Origin of the sequence: Pseudoalteromonas sp. SR45-1, assembly GCF_014163655.1 — a bacterium.
GTDB lineage: Bacteria > Pseudomonadota > Gammaproteobacteria > Enterobacterales > Alteromonadaceae > Pseudoalteromonas > Pseudoalteromonas distincta.
Genome location: NZ_JACJDR010000004.1, coordinates 189,915 through 206,802 on the forward strand (window position 1 = coordinate 189,915; position 16,888 = coordinate 206,802).

Genomic DNA, 16,888 nt, shown 5'->3' on the forward strand with positions numbered 1-16,888 from the left:
CTTAACGCTAAAGATCAGTTAATTACCCGATCTCTGGAATTTTAGCTACAAGGCGTAAAGAAGAAGTAAGCTCTTCCATTTGTAGCCAAGGTCGTAACCATGCAACTGCATTATATGCACCTGGTTGACCTGGAATTTCCTTAACTGATACTTTTGCATCTGCTAGAGGATAACGTGCTCTGATCTCTTGACCACCACCCTCAGTCGCATTTACATACGAAAGGATCCAGCGGTTTAACCAAGACTCAACGTCTTCAGCTTCCATAAAGCTACCAATTTTATCACGCGCCATTACTTTTAGGTAATGAGCAAAGCGAGACGTTGCCATAAGGTAAGGTAGACGTGCAGATATTGCCGCATTAGCTGTGGCATCTGGAGTTGAATAAATTTGTGGTTTTTGACAGCTTTGTCCACCAAAAAATACTGCATAATCTGTATTTTTGTAATGACAAAGAGGCAAGAAACCTAACTTGCTTAATTCAGCTTCACGACGATCTGTAATGCCAATTTCAGTTGGGCATTTAAGATCTGGATCGCCATCATCACTTGTGAAGATATGCGTAGGAAGACCTTCTACTTTACCGCCGCCTTCAGCACCACGTATTGCAGTACAGAAACCGTATTGAGCAAATGCTTTGGTCATATTTGTTGCCATAGCGTAGGCTGCATTACTCCAACAGTAATCACTGTTATCAGTACTTACTGAACGGCCATCTTTTGGTTCAACTTCAAACTCTTCATAGTTAAATTCTTCAACTGGTTTAGAAGCCGCACCATAAGGTAGGCGAGATAAGAAACGAGGCATAGTTAATGAAACAAAACGCGAATCATCGCTGTCTCTGAATGAACGCCACTTAGTGTACTCTAGAGATTCAAATACTTTTTCTAAATCACGTGGTTTGGTTAGCTCTTCCCAGTTATCAAAACCAAATAATGATGGCGATGAAGCTGAAATAAATGGACAGAAACCAGCGGCTGCAACATTAGACATTAGGCTTAATGTTTCAACATCTTCAGGGTGGTTAGTAAACTCAAAGTCACCAACGATAGTACCGTATGGTTCGCCACCTGGAGTACCAAACTCAGACTCATAGATTTTTTTGAATGTTTGGCTTTGGTCAAACTCAACAGCTTTGCTCAAATCTTTATGAAGTTCTTTTTTCTTCATATTTAGCATACGAATTTTAAGTGTAGAGCTTGTCTCAGAATTCATTACTAAATGGTGCAATCCACGCCAAGAGCCTTCTAACTTTTGAAACTCTTCGCTGTGCATTACTACACTTAGCTGTTTTGAGATCTTTTGATCGATTAATTGAATTGCTTCATTAAACGTCACTGTCATGTTTTTGTTCCACTGAACAGTCCCTTTTAAGGCTTCTTCTGTCAGTGTTTTAAGTAACTCTTCTGCACGGCTTGCATCGGTTTGCTTAGTTGCGCCAATAGCTTGCTCTAATAGTGAAGACGTTGCTTCTGAGGTAGACTCTAATTCAGTACTTAGTTGCTCTGTACTCATTTTTCAGTCTCCTCTATTTTAAGCTCTTTTGCGATTGTATCTAAGCTTGCTGTGTTGCTTAGTACTTCTTCAAGCACGTTTTCTAATTCTTCAGAGCGGTCAATCTTAGTCATTAAATCGCGTAACTTGTTACGTGTTTCCATTAATTTACGTAATGGCTCAACCTGATTTACAACAGCTGCTGGTTCAAAGTCATCAATCGATTTAAAGTTAAGTTTTACTTCAAATTCAGAACCATCATCATTAAGCGTATTATCAACTAATAATTTTAGTGAAGGGCTCATGCGCTTTAAAACGTCATTAAAGTTTTCACGATCTATTTGCACAAATCGTCTATCTTTAAGTGGTTTTAATGCTTCTGTGTTATCACCAGAGAAGTCGCCCATAACACCAACAACAAATGGTAATTCTTTTTTTACTGCAGTGCCTTCAGTTTCCACATCATAAGTGATGTGTACGCGAGGCTTACGAACTCGTTTTAATTTATCATGGATACTCATAGAGAACTCCTTTTACTTATGTTTCAGTTTCGCTGATTTTAATGCCAGACAACTTAAAGTACCCAGTCCTAGCATCACTATCTGTAATTAATTCATTTAATAATTCAGGCAGCGACAATTCGCTCCATCGAATTACTTGTTCTATGGTGTACGACATAGGTGAGTGCGGCTCTGTTTTTCTAAAAAAAGTAGCGATTTCTTTGAGTTTATTAATCGCACTTTCTCTTGAGTTAATTTCGTGATTAACTTTTACAACTTGCTCTGTAACACTTTGACCGTCGTCGTCTTCACTTTGAACCACTTCTTGCACTTCGTTTAATGCAGCTTTTGCCTTATCAGCAGCTTCAAGCTTATCTGCAGCAACATGCTCAACAGCAGCAAGACTAACTGCTAATGCTTGTTTTATATTTGATGTTGGCTGTGGCTGTCCAGTTACTCTATCCAATACTTCGCTTAATAAAGCAAATTGCTCAATCGCGTTTTCAATGTCTTGTTTTAAAGTAACAAAGAATTCAGTACTTGTTTCTGCAGCACTTCTTTCAATGAGCTCATAGTCAACAGCACCTAAATTAAGCTTTTTCTCTCTTTTCTCATCTGTTAAACGAGAAATATCATAGCCTTGCTGATATTCCCAAAAAGAATATGACTCCATACTGGCGCTATCGGTCAGATAGATACTTTTTATCGGGATTATTAATGTACCTTCGCCTGCTGAACCATTAAGGCCAACCAATGCAGATACTTTGTCTGACACTTCATCATCGTCATCGAGTGACGGGTATAATTCATCAAAATAATTGTCGAGCAAGTTATGAGCAACTTTAAAACCAAAAGCTAAGCCTTTGAAGCCATGAATTCGACAAAGTGCTTCAATAAACCAAGCTAAATATTCGATATCTTTGCTTTGTGTTTTTATTGCTTTGCTACATTGCTCTAATAAAGGAAGCCAATCTCTTGCTAGTGAGGAAATACCTTCTTCATCCACTAATGCATTTCTTTCTGCTGCGCGAAGCTGGTTTCTTAAATCTTTTAAGGCGTAATAAGTCGACGTAGGCGAGACATCTGAGCGAGGATCAATACCTGCAACCTCGGTGTCTGAAATAGGGGAAATATACTCTTCAAATAAAAACATTCCGTCGTCCTAATAATTATCCATAAAACTCCAATAAAGCGGAGCGGATTTCATATTACATTCTTTATAATAAATTACAAGCCTAGTTACAATTGAGTTTAAACCTTAATTATTGCCTTTATATAAACAATTAAAATTTAATATACTTATTAATTAATAGATGTAATTAAAGTAAAAACTCAAATATAAAAATACAAACCAAATTTTTTAACTTAAAATCGTTATTTAGAAAAAAGCGGGATAGTAGCTTCATCTTGAATGTTGAATGTTTCTGATTTATGACCAGCGTATCCTTCATCGTACTTAATTAAAATACAGGTCACATTATCTCTTGCACCTCTAACTAATGATGAATGCATAAGCGCCATACCAGAATCAATAATGCTACTAGGCTCTAGCGATAAACATATGTCTTCATCAGACAACTCACCGGTGAGCCCATCTGAACAAAGTAAAAATATATCGCCCGTTTTTACTTCATTTTGAATAACGTCTACTTTTACATCCGCAGTTACACCCACAGCTCTTGTGATTACATTTGATAATGGATGTGTCTTGGCTTCTTCTACTGAAATAATCCCTTCATCAATTAAATCGTTTACTTGGCTGTGATCTCTCGATATCTGTTTAAGTTGACCATCTCGAAGCATATAAGCTCTGCTATCACCAACCCACAAAACATAGTACTTATTATTTTTAAGAAATAAGGCAGTAACTGTACTTCCTGCGGTTTTGCTACCTAAATATTGGGCGCTATATTCGTTTAATTGCCTATTCGCATCCTCAATGGCTTCAACTATGTGAGATACTTCAAGCTTCTCAAGTGGTAGCTCTTCAACTTTTGCTCTTATTACATCTACAACAAGCTGACTGGCAACTTCACCTGCTTCGTGACCTCCCATCCCATCTGCGACAACCCATAAGTTATGGTTATTTATCTCTACATGCGCATCTTCGTTAAGCTGCCTCACAGCGCCTCGGTGGGTAATTGCATAACTTGTACTAAACTTGCTAATCACTATTTTTTACCTGTGTAAAGTTCCATTCCCAGTGTTTCCACCTTCCATCTAACATTGCTGCAACTTGATTTACCGCAGGCAAGCCAGGCGTTATGAGTACCATAGGTTTTATATTATAAGAGCCATGTGTCCACCAAACGCTGTAATCACCGTGTTTTTTTAACAAAAGAGCATGCATTGCATCTTGGAGGGCTTGACTTGATAACTCATCACCTGAGAACTCAAATGCTTCTGCACTTTTATTTTTATCTACAGAATTTAAAAAACTAACCTGCTTTTTAACTCCTGCTATAGAGCTTAGAGACTTAGCAACCTCTTTACGCCAAGAAAATAAATCAACCGAACTATCAAGCACTTTTAATACAGTGTCTTCATACTCTAAAGAAAACACACCTGAGTTTAAAACATCAATAGGTGCAAATTCTAATGTGCTAGCAACTGTGAAGGGATAGTGCCTACCTACTGCGTCCATACTCGGTAATAGAGTCCCCATAACGCCTTTGTCACCAACAATGTTTGGCGATAATGCAAAGTGCCATACTGGTCCAATTAAGTAATTATCTTGCCATACTTCACCTAGCTGCTCTTTACTCACTGCAATGGCTGCTTGCAGCCACTGCTCCCAATGCTCTGAAAATTCTTTCGAAACGCTATCTTGTACAAAATCACCTAAACTAGGTACCTTGCCAAGATAACCAATATTTATAATCGGGTCGGACATGAAAACTTCTCTACACTTTTATTCCAAAATGGATGCCTGATTGATTTAGGCAATAACTCGACTTTCGCATTGTTTCCCATGAGTGAAAAATGTAACTCTAAGTCTTCACGTGTTTTTGCTCTTTTAGCACTTAACTCGTCTAACATGCGATATAGCGACCATTCACCTTGGTAAGTTGTATTTATAGAACGACCACCATTTGGAGGAGTAAATACAACTCGTGTTTTACTCTGGCCACTTGCTCCAGGCCATACAAAATTTGTTACTCTAAGTGGACCATGCCTGTAAGTCATTGACTGACCGTCAATTTCGAGCATAAAGCTAGAGATGGTACGGTCTAATTCTAATGGTTTTAAGCCAAACTCAATTCTTGGTGTTGCACTTCCGCCATCAAAAAAGACTGTTTGAATTTGATTCGCCAGTTCAAACATCGCTAATGTATCTCGGCTAATACCTATATCTTTTTCAAATTTCCATGGCGTTGAGCTCATATCTACACTTGGCGCAATATAGTTGGTGAAAAAGCTATCAATTGTTCCACCTGGGCCGAAAAATCGAGTGAAATCTTTCATATTCACTTCTTTATCTGCGTATGGAGAAAACGGATAACGGCCAACAATTGCAGCGTTATATTCGCGTAGCACCTTACTTTTCCACATCTCGTTTAAATGTCTGTTGGCACTATTTTTAGTTATGTTACTAGTATCTCTACTTATATCTAACAGCCAACTATTAAACGGGTAAGGTAAATCTCGACTTTGAAACTCAAGCTGACGAATAAAGCTAGGCTTACTTTTACCGCTAATTTGGTCTTTAATTGACGACTTTAATTGATCGCCTCTATCAAGTTTGGTTAAGTAAACGTTTAACTCTCTTAGATTTTTCTGAATATTATCTAATTGTTGAGCATCAATTTTTATTACATCTTCAAAGGCTTCTTCAACTTGGTGACCCGGTAATTTAATATCAAATTTAGGGGCTTCGTCAGGTAAAAATCTCTTGATACGATTAGCTTTGGTTTGCATAGCTATTTCAGCAGCATTTGCTGCAACTTTACCTGCAGCCTTTTGGTTATCAGATACTGGTAATTTAGTTAGCTGCACATTTTTTTGTACTGCAGTGATAATATTTTTAATAGGCGCTTCAGAGCCTGCTAAGGCATCAGTAATATTAACTCCCTCAGCCGGAGAGCTATATTGATTCAGGCTCAGATCATCAATAAATGATTGCCAATAATAGATATAATCTTGAAAGTATCGCTGCTCTAGTTTCTTCTCAATCTCATCTTTAGAAATATCGTAAGTGCCCGTTGCCTCTTCACCATACACCCAGCTACTTGCCATTAAATTGCCAAGCATTTTACTTTTCTCAACATTAAAAATGCCGTGAAAACCATTAAATGTATATAAGCCAGGGATACTTCGCGTAAGCTCACCGTCATTTCTAAAAGTAAATTTTTGCGCACTTTCAAAACTAATAATGTCTGTAAGCCTAAATGGCGGAATACTACTATCTAGGAAGTCGGCTTGTAATCTTTGATATGCTCGCTCAGCAATTGGTAGCTTAGTTAGCTCAGCTCGCGCAACACGCACTGCTTGATTATCAATTTCAATTTGGCTTACACCATTTTCAAGTAATGTAGCTACATGCTCCATCAGCTCTACTCTGGTTTGCATATTTTTATCGCCTGGTAAGTTACGCTCTAAATAAGCGTTAAACCAAACCGTTATATCTTCACTTTCAAAGTATTCAGGCTGAAACAACATGAGGTAACACTTCAGTGTTTCGTATAAATAACTTAAGTGCTCAGGATGAGCTTCCATTTCTTTAATTAAGGTACTTGCAATAAACGGTTCTAAATACGTTTGTAATGAACGGTCGTAGGCTTGTGTAGAAGCCATTTTTATTTCATTTAGTTTATCAAACCCAATTGATTTAGACTCTTGTGTATTAACAAGTTCAGGGTTGCTTGCAGGTAAGTTTCTAAGAGCCTTTAATCTGTCGTTTAGTACTAGTAAGTTATTACGGTCAAATGAGGCTGTATCAAGCTCTTGGTACGTTGCAATCGCATCTTCAGTCTCTGAAATTAAGTTACTATTCCAAGCAAAACTAAAGTACCACGATGTTGAAAAACCAAATAAAGCTATGCATGCAAGCGTTATGCTACCAACACGAAGCCATTTATTTTGCTTGTCATGATGTTTGTTAGTACTTGCTAAGTTTTGCTCTGGAAAAATTACACCTTCTAATACATTCTTTATAAAAAAGCTTTTAGATTGGTTAATGTATCCAGATTCGCCTGCGTTTGCTTCGTTTAAAAAACTAGATGGCGTACCTTCTTGCGTTGCACTTGTGAGGTAAACACCACGAAACATTGGTAGTTCTTCGTATGCATTAGGAGTGAATATTTCTTTTAAAAAAGCATCTCCTACACCTTGTAAAACACGAAGCTGCCTAGGGAATTCAAATATCTTAGCGCGAATTTCTTCGTTTCTTTCATTAATTAATCTACGATTTAACATTTCAGTTAATTTAGAAATTAATGAGTGAAATTCTTTGTTGAAAGCATCTACTTGTGTGTCTTTATCTAAATCAAGTTCAAAGGTTACGCCCCAAACCTGCTCACACTCTTCTTCGGTTAATTCGCCAAAAAACTCTCTAAAACCTTCAATTAAATCAACTTTAGAAAAAATAACGTAAACAGGAAAGGTCATGCCTAACTGGCTTTGCAGCTCTTGTAAGCGCTGTTTAATAGCACGAGCATGTAGGTTTCTCTCAGTTTTGGTCTGGCTCATCAGCTCAGAAATACCCATACTGATCATTACACCATTAATAGGCCTAAGAGGACGGTACTTACGAAGTAATCCCAAAAAGCCTTCCCATGCACGTGAATCATGCTTTGCATGGCTGCTTTGCGTTGTGTAGCGCCCAGCTGTATCAATTAAAACTGCTTTATTGGTAAACCACCAATCACAATTACGAGTACCGCCAACACCATGAACCAAGTCAACACCTAGTTTGTCTTTTAGCGGGTAATCAAGTCCTGAGTTATGAATAACGGTAGTTTTACCAGCCCCTGGTGGGCCTATCATTATGTACCATGGCAACTGGTAAATATTTTTACCTTTGAACAGCTTTACGTCTTTTAAAAGATCGATAGCTTCGTTCATTCGCGTTTTAAGCGTAGTAATTTCTTCATTTACTTCAGAGCTATTTGTATCGTTATTACTATCAATTAACTCATCAGCCATTTTTTCGTCTCGTTTGCTTTGTTGCACAAGACGATAAATTTTAGACACAGAAAAAACCAATAAAACCAATATAATAGTAAACAGTCTTGCTGCAATACTTTGTAGTGGTACATAGTCAGCTATCGCGATTAATGGGCCGCCAAACCAAATTAATAATGATAAAGCTAAAAAGCCAATAATTAGCATTGCCGTACGAGATGTAAGTGCGTAGGTCACTTTTTTTATTTTTTGTGAAAAACTCATTTCAGCCTCTTAAAATAATAAATCGATTTCAATTCGTCGGTTTAATGACCGAGAAGCTGAATCTGAATTACTGGCAATAGGCTCTGCTGCGCCCTTACCTTCGGGCCATAAACGCCCACTGAGGTTTGTACTTTTAGCCATAGAGTTTGCAACTTGCGTTGCGCGCGCTAAAGAAAGGTGCCAATTAGAAGGGTACTTATCAGTTCTAATTGGTGTGTCATCTGTATGGCCGGTTATTAAAATACGTCCTTTGGTTCCTTCAAGGCTTAACGCTAGTTTTTCTAAAATAGGCTGAAATGAAGGTAACAATTTAGAGTCACCTTGATTAAAAAGGCTCTCACTATTAATTGAGATTCTGATCCTATCGATATTTTTCTTTATCGTCACAATCCCCATTTGAATCTCAGTTTGTAATAGCTGCTCTAGTACAAGTAACTGCTGATCTTTTTTATCTACTGCTTGGTCTTCAGCTACAGGATGAATGATTGCAAGCTTGTCACTAACAGCCATAACATCATCATTTAGCTTCATATTTATAAATAAATAAACGGTAAGTAAAAGTAAGCCTAAAACAGAAAAAATAACCCATAATGGCACCTGATTTCTTAATTCTACGCCAGCGGCTACTCTTTGTTTCCAGTTAGGAGAAAGCTTATTATTGATTGGCCCATCTAACTGATTTAATAAGTGATACATTTGTGAGCGGTATTCTTCTACTTTATTGTCACCCACAGTATCTAGTCTGTACTTACCTTTAAAACCTAAATTTAAACAGTGGTATTGCAGCTCTAAAAAGGCTTTGTGTTGCTCAGGCTGGGCCAATGCATTATCAAGTAAAGTATAAAAGTACTCACCGCCAAAAGTTTCTTTATGAAATGTCGAAAGCAAGCTTTCGTCAGCCCATTCCATAGAACTCCATTTAGAGTTTAAAACTGATTCATCTAAAATTGCACATAAACAATAACGAGAGTTTTTGATTACATCTTTTGATAAATTTTGATTACGTAGTTCGACTTCAAAACGTTTGATAGCCTCTACACATCGATGCTTTAACGCAGCTAAGTTAGTCATCTCAACTGATTTTCTAATTGAAATAACCAAAGAGAAACAGTCTGTTGCGGCTTCCATTAATGGGTTTCTAAATATAGAAACCTTTGCATTACTAGGAATACTACTTGCAACAGGCTCAACAGACATGACTGTTTTGTCTGGATCATTATCTACTTGAGGATTATTTGAGGCATCACGCCCTAATCGACCAGGACGTGGTTTTATAATGGTTTCGTCCATTGAAACTCTTCCTTTTAAAAGTTAAGTTCTTATTGCCCACAGGCTTAGTTGTAACTCGGGGTAATTTCCTGACAAGTGAATAGCAATACCGCCACTTGAATGAAGTTTTGCCCAATGCTCGCCATGTTTATTTAATTCAAAATAATGAAAACCTGCATGGTAAGGAATTTGACGCGGTGCCGTTGGTAAGTTACTGATTGTAATACCTGGGATTTGATTATTTACTAAATCTCGGATTGTCTCAACACTACCAATTTTAATTTGAGAAGGTAATATCTTACGAAGCTCCTCGTGAGGAACACTGGCTTTAATAGCCAATACAAATTGACCTGAGCTAAGTACTGATTTGTCTTTGAGCGCACCAAAAGAAATACCAAACTTGCTTTGCTCTAACTTTATTTCCGTAGCAGTTTGCTCAATTACATGACTTAAAGATCGGTATAAAAAGTTTATTACTTCACTAAATACCGGGCCTAAGTTTTTATGATCGTACTTAGGTAATTTAGGCACTCTTTTGTTTACTGTACTAAAAGTAGATAACTCACCAGCAAGCTCTATTAGACGAGTATAAAGAACGCTTGGATGAAGATTATTAACTGATAATAAGTTTTCAAAAACAGCGTCATACTTGTTTAATGTTTGCAGCATAATAAAATCAGCTACAGAGGTACTTCCCGCATAACCTTGGCACAATCTAACAGCAATACTCTCTGAGCGCTGCTTGATCATTGAGCCAATCTCTCTCACTAAACCAAGTAATGGCTTACACTGACCGACTTTTAACGATGCTGGTATATACTTTGGATCGAGCTTAATTTGACCTTCACTGCTAACTTCAACAATGCGTGCAAGTGGCAATAATATATAGCCTGCATGGTCGTCTGATGACAATACTAGCTTACTAAATACCTTAGCTACTTGAATAATTTCTTGAGCTTGTGCACCTAAAGAGTCATCACTTACAGATAAGTCGTTTAGTTTATAACGCGTAACAATATCCTCATCTAAAGAGGAAATATTAATACCACTGGCTTTTAGTGCAGGAACCGCTAAATAAATTATTTCATCATAAACATCTTTGCCCACCACTAAAGGCTCAGGCAAAGAGGTAGATTGAGGCATATCGATAGGTAGCAAATCAGGGGTAATAGCTGACAATGACTCAATAGCAAATTGGCCTGAGCTTAATAGCTGATTATCGATACTTATATCAAGTATGCCCCAAGGATCTGCTAAATTCCCATTACAAATTTGCTTAATTAAATGCGAAAAATGCTTATCTGACTGCTGAAAGTGTTGCGGCCTTAAGAACATTCCTTCGGTCCAGGCAACACGAGTGTTATCACTCATTGTACAAATCCTTTTTTACTGCTCTCTCATGTATGTAGCAATTGCTTCAACATTTACATCTATATCGTCATAGCCAGTTGGGTCAACTTCGATTACAGCTCTCCATCGTGCTTGATCGATATTTCTGTACGCGACAACAACACCAACATATCGTGTATTGCGGTTTAAGCTCATTTTATATTCTTGAACAGAGTTTGGCTGTAATTCTAATTCATCTTTTTTTAATAAGTCTGGGCCTAATAGTTTTTCAGGTGTTTCATACAGGCTAAAGAAATCCTGAGTATCAAAAATTGTTCTCGAGCTAAGCTCAAAAATTTTCATTACTACCGGTGAAGGTCTATCTGACGTGTCTGGATTTACATTTTTAGACACATTAATTTTTAGATCCGTAGAAGGAGGCACAAACTTATTAACAGTTGAACAACCCATGGCTAAAAACAGTAAACTGAAACTCATTAAAAAGAGCTTAAATTTGTTCATTATCTACTTTCCTTTCTAGAACGATTCTTTAATTCTATCGTTGTATGCTTTTAAGAAATCATCTGACAACGCCATAGCTCCCTTACTATTTACATCATGAGATAACTCATCATATAAATTTTTGTATAGCTTCCAGCACTTAGCCTCTGTTTGACCAGGGATGATTTTTAATACGTTAGAATTATCATTTATTTGTTGATTTATATGTTGGGGAGAAACTTGCTCTAACATCCCTTTTAATACGCCGTCAGCTCCTGCTAATAAAGCATGTTCATGTCTTCGCGTATCAACAAAGCTTTCTTTGATTGATTCTTGAGACGACAGGAAGCTTGCACTATTTCTGATGAATAAATTCTGAATAACGTCATCAATATCTGCCGAAAACTTAATTGGGTTATTTTGTTGAGTTTGAAACATCGTTTGGTTTAAACGCAATTGGTTTTTTACAAGCGCTCTTTGGCGAAGAGACTCCATCAACTCGGTCAGTAATAGATTTAACCCTTGGCCCATTTCAAACCAAAGTTCTTGTGAGTTTAATGAGTTTTGTAACTCAGCTTTAACCCCCAGTCCGTTTAAAAAAGCATCAGTTAAAGCGGTATCTTCACTAAGCGATGTTGGATTTTTTTGCACTACTGGTTTATGAACAGGTTTTACTGCTTGAGGTTTAGTTACAGGCGTATCTAGTACTGGTGTATTAACTGAAGTTTGCTGCTCAACAGTTGGTTTTTGTTGTGGTTTCCTTACAACGGGTGCTTGTTGAGTTACAGCTTCTGGGTTCATTAAGTGAGCAAGCTCATCCCAGTTTTCCGGTATTTGGTTAGCTGAATTAAGGTCACTGGCCTGAGTCATAGAAACTGCAGGCATAGACTCATCCATTATTGATTCATTAAAGTACTGTTCTGGCTCAGAAAAATGCTCCGTAGGATGCTGATAAGACCTTTCTGGCTCTTTGCTAATACTAGCTGCAGCGCTTAAATTACCATAATCGGTATCAGCTGTTTTTTCATTAGTAGCTAATTTTACCTCTATCTGAAAATCACCCACAGTGATCGTATCACTATTTGACAAGCGTTGTTTATTGCCTTGACCTAATGGAGCCACACCAAAATTTACAAAAGTACCATTTGTAGATGTATCGTAAACATAAAAAAAGTCGCCCTCTTTAACTATGCGTCCGTGCTTACTAGAAATGATTTTTTCAGGATCAGGAAAATGCCAATCACATGCTTCTGAACGGCCAAATATTAGAGAGTCTTTTACTGTTTTAGTTGCTTCAATTTCTGGAGAGAGTCTATGATAACTAGTGATGTTTAGTATCAGTTCCATTTGATAAGTTAGTCCCATAAATCTACATTCTCATTAGGATAAAGTAGAAGAGAAACTATTGTCAACATTGAAATTAATATATAAAAATATACTCAACCATACAAAAGCTCAAATTTAAATAAATTAAATTAAACAAAACCTCTATAAAAAAGCCCTTTCAAAGCTTACAAAAAATATTTTGTATGTTCCCATTTAAAAAAATTGCTATTTAATAATTAGCATTACATTTTATTCATTTTAAGCCCCTAGAAGTGTTACAAAACAATGCCTGTAGGCTTACACTGTTTATAAAAATAAACAGTAAATAAACGATATTTCAATAATTAATATAAAAGCCCTTAATTTTTTAAAGTTTTGTACGAAAGTTCTGCTTTAGAAACATTGCTAAGTTGGCTAATTTTTGTAAAAATACAACGCTTATCAAAGGGAGAATTGATAAAAATAAAAAACTCACCTTTGCGATTATTTTAATATACACAATAAAAGGATTTATAATGAGCGGTGTCAACAGTTCTAATGATAAAACGCAGATAGCTTCGCTTGACTCAAATCTTCGCACGTCAAAAGCAATAAATAAATTAAACCTTATTGGTAAAAAAGTTTCGGATCGCTACTTAGTTGAAGAACTTATTGGCCAAGGTGGCATGTGTTACATTTACCGAGCCAGAGATTTATTTTTAGAAAGTGCGAGTCGTCCTGAAGTTTTCGTAGCGATTAAAGTATTATTAGAAGAGTTTTCTCATTCTGAAGAAGCTATTTCACTTCTTAAGGATGAAACAACTAAAACACAACAGCTCTCCCATCCAAATATTGTAAAAGTATATTCTGCAGGTTCTGATAACGGTTTACATTACGTAACCATGGAATTAGTAGAAGGCGAAACGCTAGAGCAAATAATTAAACGCAACAAACCCTCTGGAATGGTTTTCAAAAAAGCGAGCGTGATTCTTAATCAACTTGCCGATGCTTTAATTTATGCCCATTCTCGTGGCGTCATTCATAACGATTTAAAGCCATCGAATATAATCTTCGATTCAAATGGTAGCCTCAAGGTACTTGACTTTGGTATTGCTAAACACAAAACCATTGAAGATGCCTATGCAGTTAATAGTGAATCAAGCCTAGGCACTGTAGGAGGTTATACGCCAACCTATGCAAGTCCTGAACAATTAAAAGGTGCTGCAGCATCCGTTAAAGATGACGTTTTTTCTTATGCGTGTATTGCCCTAGAGTTATTAAGTAGCAAACATCCATATAATCGTGTTGCAGCAGACACACTACCTAAAGATACATCGGCAAAACGTCCTAGTAACTGCCCTTTATGGTTATGGGGCACACTTAATAAAGCAATTTCTTTAGATGCAGCAAAAAGAACTGATTCGTTAAAGCCTGCTTTAGATAAGCTTCAAAGTAACTTTAAACCGGCAATAGCACTTGCAGCCAGTACTGTTGTGTTAGCCCTTTTGGCTAGTCAGTACTATCTATCAAATACAAATAATATAAAGCAGCTTGAAGCAAAATTAGATAATGCAAAAGCAATTAACCAACAAGTAGAAACATGGATGTCTTGGGATGGGCCGGAGATTCTAAACAAGCTTGCAGAAATCCCACCTCAATACGAAGTATTAAAACAGGGATTATTAAGATCTAATCAAGCTAATATTCTACAAAGTTTTGATTACAGAGCGAATCAAATCAATACAAGCGCTAACAAGTTTAAAGACTTTGATGAAACAATTAATGTTTATAGTAAAGCCTTGGAGTATTACCCAGATTCAGAAAAGCTATCGGTACAACTCGAAAGCATTTTAAGAGAGCGTCAATCAATAATCTCAGATATTACTTCTCGTATTGATTTGTTACTTGAGCAATCTCGCTATAGTGAACTGGACAATAATAGTATTCCACAATTAATCAATGATTTAAGTGTAGTCGATAGCACCTACGTTTATCGCCCGTCTGAAGTGCATTTTGATAACTATAAACTTGCCTTAGATAAAGCGATTGAAGAAGATGATGTTATCACGCAAAAATCTTTACTTAATGTTGGTAAAGCTATTTTCACCAATAATCAAAAAAATGAACTTGGCTTTGCAGACCTTCTAAAAAGAGAGTCGGCGATAGATGCTTTAACGCTTTACCAAAAGAAAGTAAACCTAGGTGAACCAGCTGATTTTCCTACTGAAGATGCCGTCGTATTTTACGGTCCTAGATTTGATAGATACACACAAAAACTAGAGACGATTGAAGAGTACAGAGATTTATTAGATTTTGAAGAATTAATCAATACCGAGTCTGCAACATTACCTAAAGACTTTTCATTACTCGTTTCTTTAAAACAAGAATTATCTAGACGTTATATCACTATGGCAAATACGTTAATGAAAAGAAAGATGTACCGTACAGCAGAGCAACTAGTTGAAAGAAGCGAAGCTATTACTCAGTCTCTTGATAATGTAATGCTTTAAAAAACTATTTATTGCGAGAGCATCACCAAATAACTAAAAATATATTAAACTAACAAACGTTTTGTTTTAACAAACGAAGGTCAAGGACGACGGGTTGAGCGATCATTTTGCATAAACTCCTCCAAGATTTTTCGTAATTATCACTATTTAAATGAGTTTATGGAGTACCTATGAAAAAGATAAGCGCACTAGCGGCATTACTAATACTAAGTGGTTGTTCAACTACATCGTCTGTAGATGAAACGCAGCAACTTGCAAAAGAAGAAGCAGTTCAAGTACAAGAAGAAATTGTCGAAGCTGTAGCACCTATTTCATTAACTGTAATCACTAACCCTAGTGATGCACGCGTACGCATTATGAACATTGCGCCTGTGTACCAAGATGCCATTGAACTTAAAGAAGGTAAGTACGACGTTGAAGTAAGCAAGCCAGGTTACTTAACTTACCGCAAGTGGGTTGTAGTCGATAAAAAGACAATTTTAACAGTAAATTTAGATGAAGTAGCAGCAACTGAAGCGGCTAACTAGTCCAGTATCTAAACTTTAATTATGCCTTTAAACATTTCACATGTATTAAAGGCATAATTTTAAACTACACCAAATAATATAATAAACTCCCCACAGCCCCTACATTTATTAAAATACATAACCACAACACCACTATAAAACGTCGCTTTTGTGATTTATGACGAAGTAATTGTTGAGCAAGTAATGCCCCCGGCCATCCTCCAAATAATGCAAGTAGTTGCAGTGTGCGCTCTGGCGTGCGGTTTACTTTTTTATGTGAAGAGCGCTTAGCTTGTCGCTTATCCCACGCGTACATTAAAAAAGTGATAGCACTTAATACACTTATATAACCAGGTACATATATAGGTATATAAACAGGTAAGTATTGCAGTAGGTAAGCCTGCCAAATGGCGGCTAAATAAAGTAATGAGAATGTGATTAATATTTTCTTTATCAATTAATTATCGCCTATACTTGGCATTGGTATTACAAAAACAAGAGCCAAATTATGACATATTTTAAAGCGATATTCTTAGTCTTATGCTTATTAACATTTAGTAGCTATGCATCCGATACATCCACCAACCTTGATAAAGAACTTGCCGTATTTAAGCCCTATTTAGGAACTTGGCAGGCTGACTTTAAAGTACCTGAAGGTGCTAAAAAAATACAAGATGTTGGCCGTTGGGAGCGTGCTTTAAACGGTAAAGCGATACATACCAAGCACTCTATTAATGAAGGTGAGTATGGCGGCGAGTCGATGATTTTTTACGACAGTAAAAAAGAGTCTTTGGTATTTTACTATTTCACAACAGCAGGGTTTTATACAAAAGGGACTATGAAAGTCCTCAGCCCCACTCAATTTGTAGCTTATGAAGATGTAACTGGTAGCCAAGATGGTATTACAAAGGTTAAATCGATGAGTGAACTAAAAGACGATAAATTTCTTGTATCGACCTCTTACCTTAAAAAGGGTGAGTGGACAAAGCCCGAACAACGTATTTATACACGCAGTACAAAAACGGTTAAGTTTAAATAGCTGTGATTTAAAAGTACAAAAAAGGCAGCCTAGGCTGCCTTTTGTCATTT

14 protein-coding genes are annotated in these 16,888 nt (G+C 36.8%); 3 read left to right on the plus strand and 11 right to left on the minus strand.

The window, feature by feature from the left end:
• Positions 1-22 precede the first annotated feature (22 nt).
• The 10 genes from tssC to tagH all read right to left on the minus strand — a co-directional run bounded on the left by tssC (position 23) and on the right by tagH (position 12,825).
• Positions 23-1,513, minus strand: coding sequence for a type VI secretion system contractile sheath large subunit (gene tssC, locus H5089_RS06340; protein ID WP_182711778.1), 1,491 nt, complete (start codon positions 1,511-1,513; stop codon positions 23-25).
• Positions 1,510-2,013 (minus strand): type VI secretion system contractile sheath small subunit, encoded by a 504-nt coding sequence (gene tssB / locus H5089_RS06345; protein WP_024594566.1) that lies wholly within the window; start codon positions 2,011-2,013, stop codon positions 1,510-1,512. The genes tssC and tssB overlap by 4 nt, the downstream gene beginning before the upstream one ends.
• A 16-nt stretch (positions 2,014-2,029) precedes the next feature.
• On the minus strand, positions 2,030-3,145 hold the full coding sequence (gene tssA, locus H5089_RS06350) for a type VI secretion system protein TssA (RefSeq protein WP_154902980.1): 1,116 nt from the start codon (positions 3,143-3,145) through the stop codon (positions 2,030-2,032).
• Between the two features lie 221 nt (positions 3,146-3,366).
• The gene (locus H5089_RS06355) at positions 3,367-4,164 is read right to left on the minus strand and encodes a PP2C family serine/threonine-protein phosphatase (protein ID WP_024595081.1); all 798 of its coding nucleotides are present in this window, start codon (positions 4,162-4,164) and stop codon (positions 3,367-3,369) included.
• Positions 4,157-4,885, minus strand: a complete 729-nt coding sequence (gene tagF, locus H5089_RS06360) for a type VI secretion system-associated protein TagF (RefSeq protein WP_024595080.1) — start codon at positions 4,883-4,885, stop codon at positions 4,157-4,159. Before tagF ends, H5089_RS06355 begins: the two co-directional genes overlap by 8 nt.
• Entirely contained in the window at positions 4,867-8,379 is a 3,513-nt protein-coding gene (gene tssM / locus H5089_RS06365; RefSeq protein WP_182711779.1) for a type VI secretion system membrane subunit TssM, read from the minus strand. Before tssM ends, tagF begins: the two co-directional genes overlap by 19 nt.
• A 9-nt stretch (positions 8,380-8,388) precedes the next feature.
• Positions 8,389-9,669, minus strand: a complete 1,281-nt coding sequence (tssL, locus tag H5089_RS06370; RefSeq protein ID WP_024603626.1) for a type VI secretion system protein TssL, long form — start codon at positions 9,667-9,669, stop codon at positions 8,389-8,391.
• Positions 9,670-9,690: 21 nt separating this feature from the next.
• A complete protein-coding gene (tssK, locus tag H5089_RS06375; RefSeq protein WP_182711780.1) occupies positions 9,691-11,019 on the minus strand; it encodes a type VI secretion system baseplate subunit TssK in 1,329 nt (442 codons plus the stop codon).
• 15 nt (positions 11,020-11,034) lie between these two features.
• On the minus strand, positions 11,035-11,499 hold the full coding sequence (tssJ, locus tag H5089_RS06380) for a type VI secretion system lipoprotein TssJ (protein ID WP_182671924.1): 465 nt from the start codon (positions 11,497-11,499) through the stop codon (positions 11,035-11,037).
• A 15-nt stretch (positions 11,500-11,514) separates the two neighbouring features.
• Entirely contained in the window at positions 11,515-12,825 is a 1,311-nt protein-coding gene (tagH, locus tag H5089_RS06385) for a type VI secretion system-associated FHA domain protein TagH (RefSeq protein ID WP_182711781.1), read from the minus strand.
• 494 nt (positions 12,826-13,319) lie between these two features.
• On the opposite strand from tagH, the gene H5089_RS06390 reads away from it, so the two are divergent.
• Both H5089_RS06390 and H5089_RS06395 read left to right on the plus strand, forming a co-directional pair.
• Positions 13,320-15,293, plus strand: a complete 1,974-nt coding sequence (locus H5089_RS06390; RefSeq protein ID WP_182711782.1) for a serine/threonine-protein kinase — start codon at positions 13,320-13,322, stop codon at positions 15,291-15,293.
• Between the two features lie 170 nt (positions 15,294-15,463).
• Entirely contained in the window at positions 15,464-15,820 is a 357-nt protein-coding gene (locus H5089_RS06395) for a PEGA domain-containing protein (RefSeq protein ID WP_024595403.1), read from the plus strand.
• Positions 15,821-15,884: 64 nt separating this feature from the next.
• Here H5089_RS06395 and H5089_RS06400 read toward each other — a convergent pair whose 3' ends face one another.
• Positions 15,885-16,256, minus strand: coding sequence for a DUF1294 domain-containing protein (locus H5089_RS06400; protein ID WP_182711783.1), 372 nt, complete (start codon positions 16,254-16,256; stop codon positions 15,885-15,887).
• Between the two features lie 51 nt (positions 16,257-16,307).
• Here H5089_RS06400 and H5089_RS06405 point away from each other — a divergent pair, with 51 nt between their 5' ends.
• Positions 16,308-16,838 (plus strand): hypothetical protein, encoded by a 531-nt coding sequence (locus H5089_RS06405; RefSeq protein ID WP_182711784.1) that lies wholly within the window; start codon positions 16,308-16,310, stop codon positions 16,836-16,838.
• Positions 16,839-16,888: the final 50 nt, after the last annotated feature.

Excerpts from the sequence above, each read along its gene's own strand:
- H5089_RS06395 (WP_024595403.1), top strand. The coding sequence starts at position 15,464 with ATGAAAAAGATAAGCGCACTAGCGGCATTACTAATACTAAGTGGTTGT.
- tssC (WP_182711778.1), bottom strand. The coding sequence starts at position 1,513 with ATGAGTACAGAGCAACTAAGTACTGAATTAGAGTCTACCTCAGAAGCA.
- tagH (WP_182711781.1), bottom strand. The coding sequence starts at position 12,825 with ATGGAACTGATACTAAACATCACTAGTTATCATAGACTCTCTCCAGAA.
- tagF (WP_024595080.1), bottom strand. The coding sequence starts at position 4,885 with ATGTCCGACCCGATTATAAATATTGGTTATCTTGGCAAGGTACCTAGT.
- H5089_RS06390 (WP_182711782.1), top strand. The coding sequence starts at position 13,320 with ATGAGCGGTGTCAACAGTTCTAATGATAAAACGCAGATAGCTTCGCTT.
- tssJ (WP_182671924.1), bottom strand. The coding sequence starts at position 11,499 with ATGAACAAATTTAAGCTCTTTTTAATGAGTTTCAGTTTACTGTTTTTA.
- tssB (WP_024594566.1), bottom strand. The coding sequence starts at position 2,013 with ATGAGTATCCATGATAAATTAAAACGAGTTCGTAAGCCTCGCGTACAC.
- tssA (WP_154902980.1), bottom strand. The coding sequence starts at position 3,145 with ATGTTTTTATTTGAAGAGTATATTTCCCCTATTTCAGACACCGAGGTT.
- tssM (WP_182711779.1), bottom strand. The coding sequence starts at position 8,379 with ATGAGTTTTTCACAAAAAATAAAAAAAGTGACCTACGCACTTACATCT.
- H5089_RS06405 (WP_182711784.1), top strand. The coding sequence starts at position 16,308 with ATGACATATTTTAAAGCGATATTCTTAGTCTTATGCTTATTAACATTT.
- tssL (WP_024603626.1), bottom strand. The coding sequence starts at position 9,669 with ATGGACGAAACCATTATAAAACCACGTCCTGGTCGATTAGGGCGTGAT.
- tssK (WP_182711780.1), bottom strand. The coding sequence starts at position 11,019 with ATGAGTGATAACACTCGTGTTGCCTGGACCGAAGGAATGTTCTTAAGG.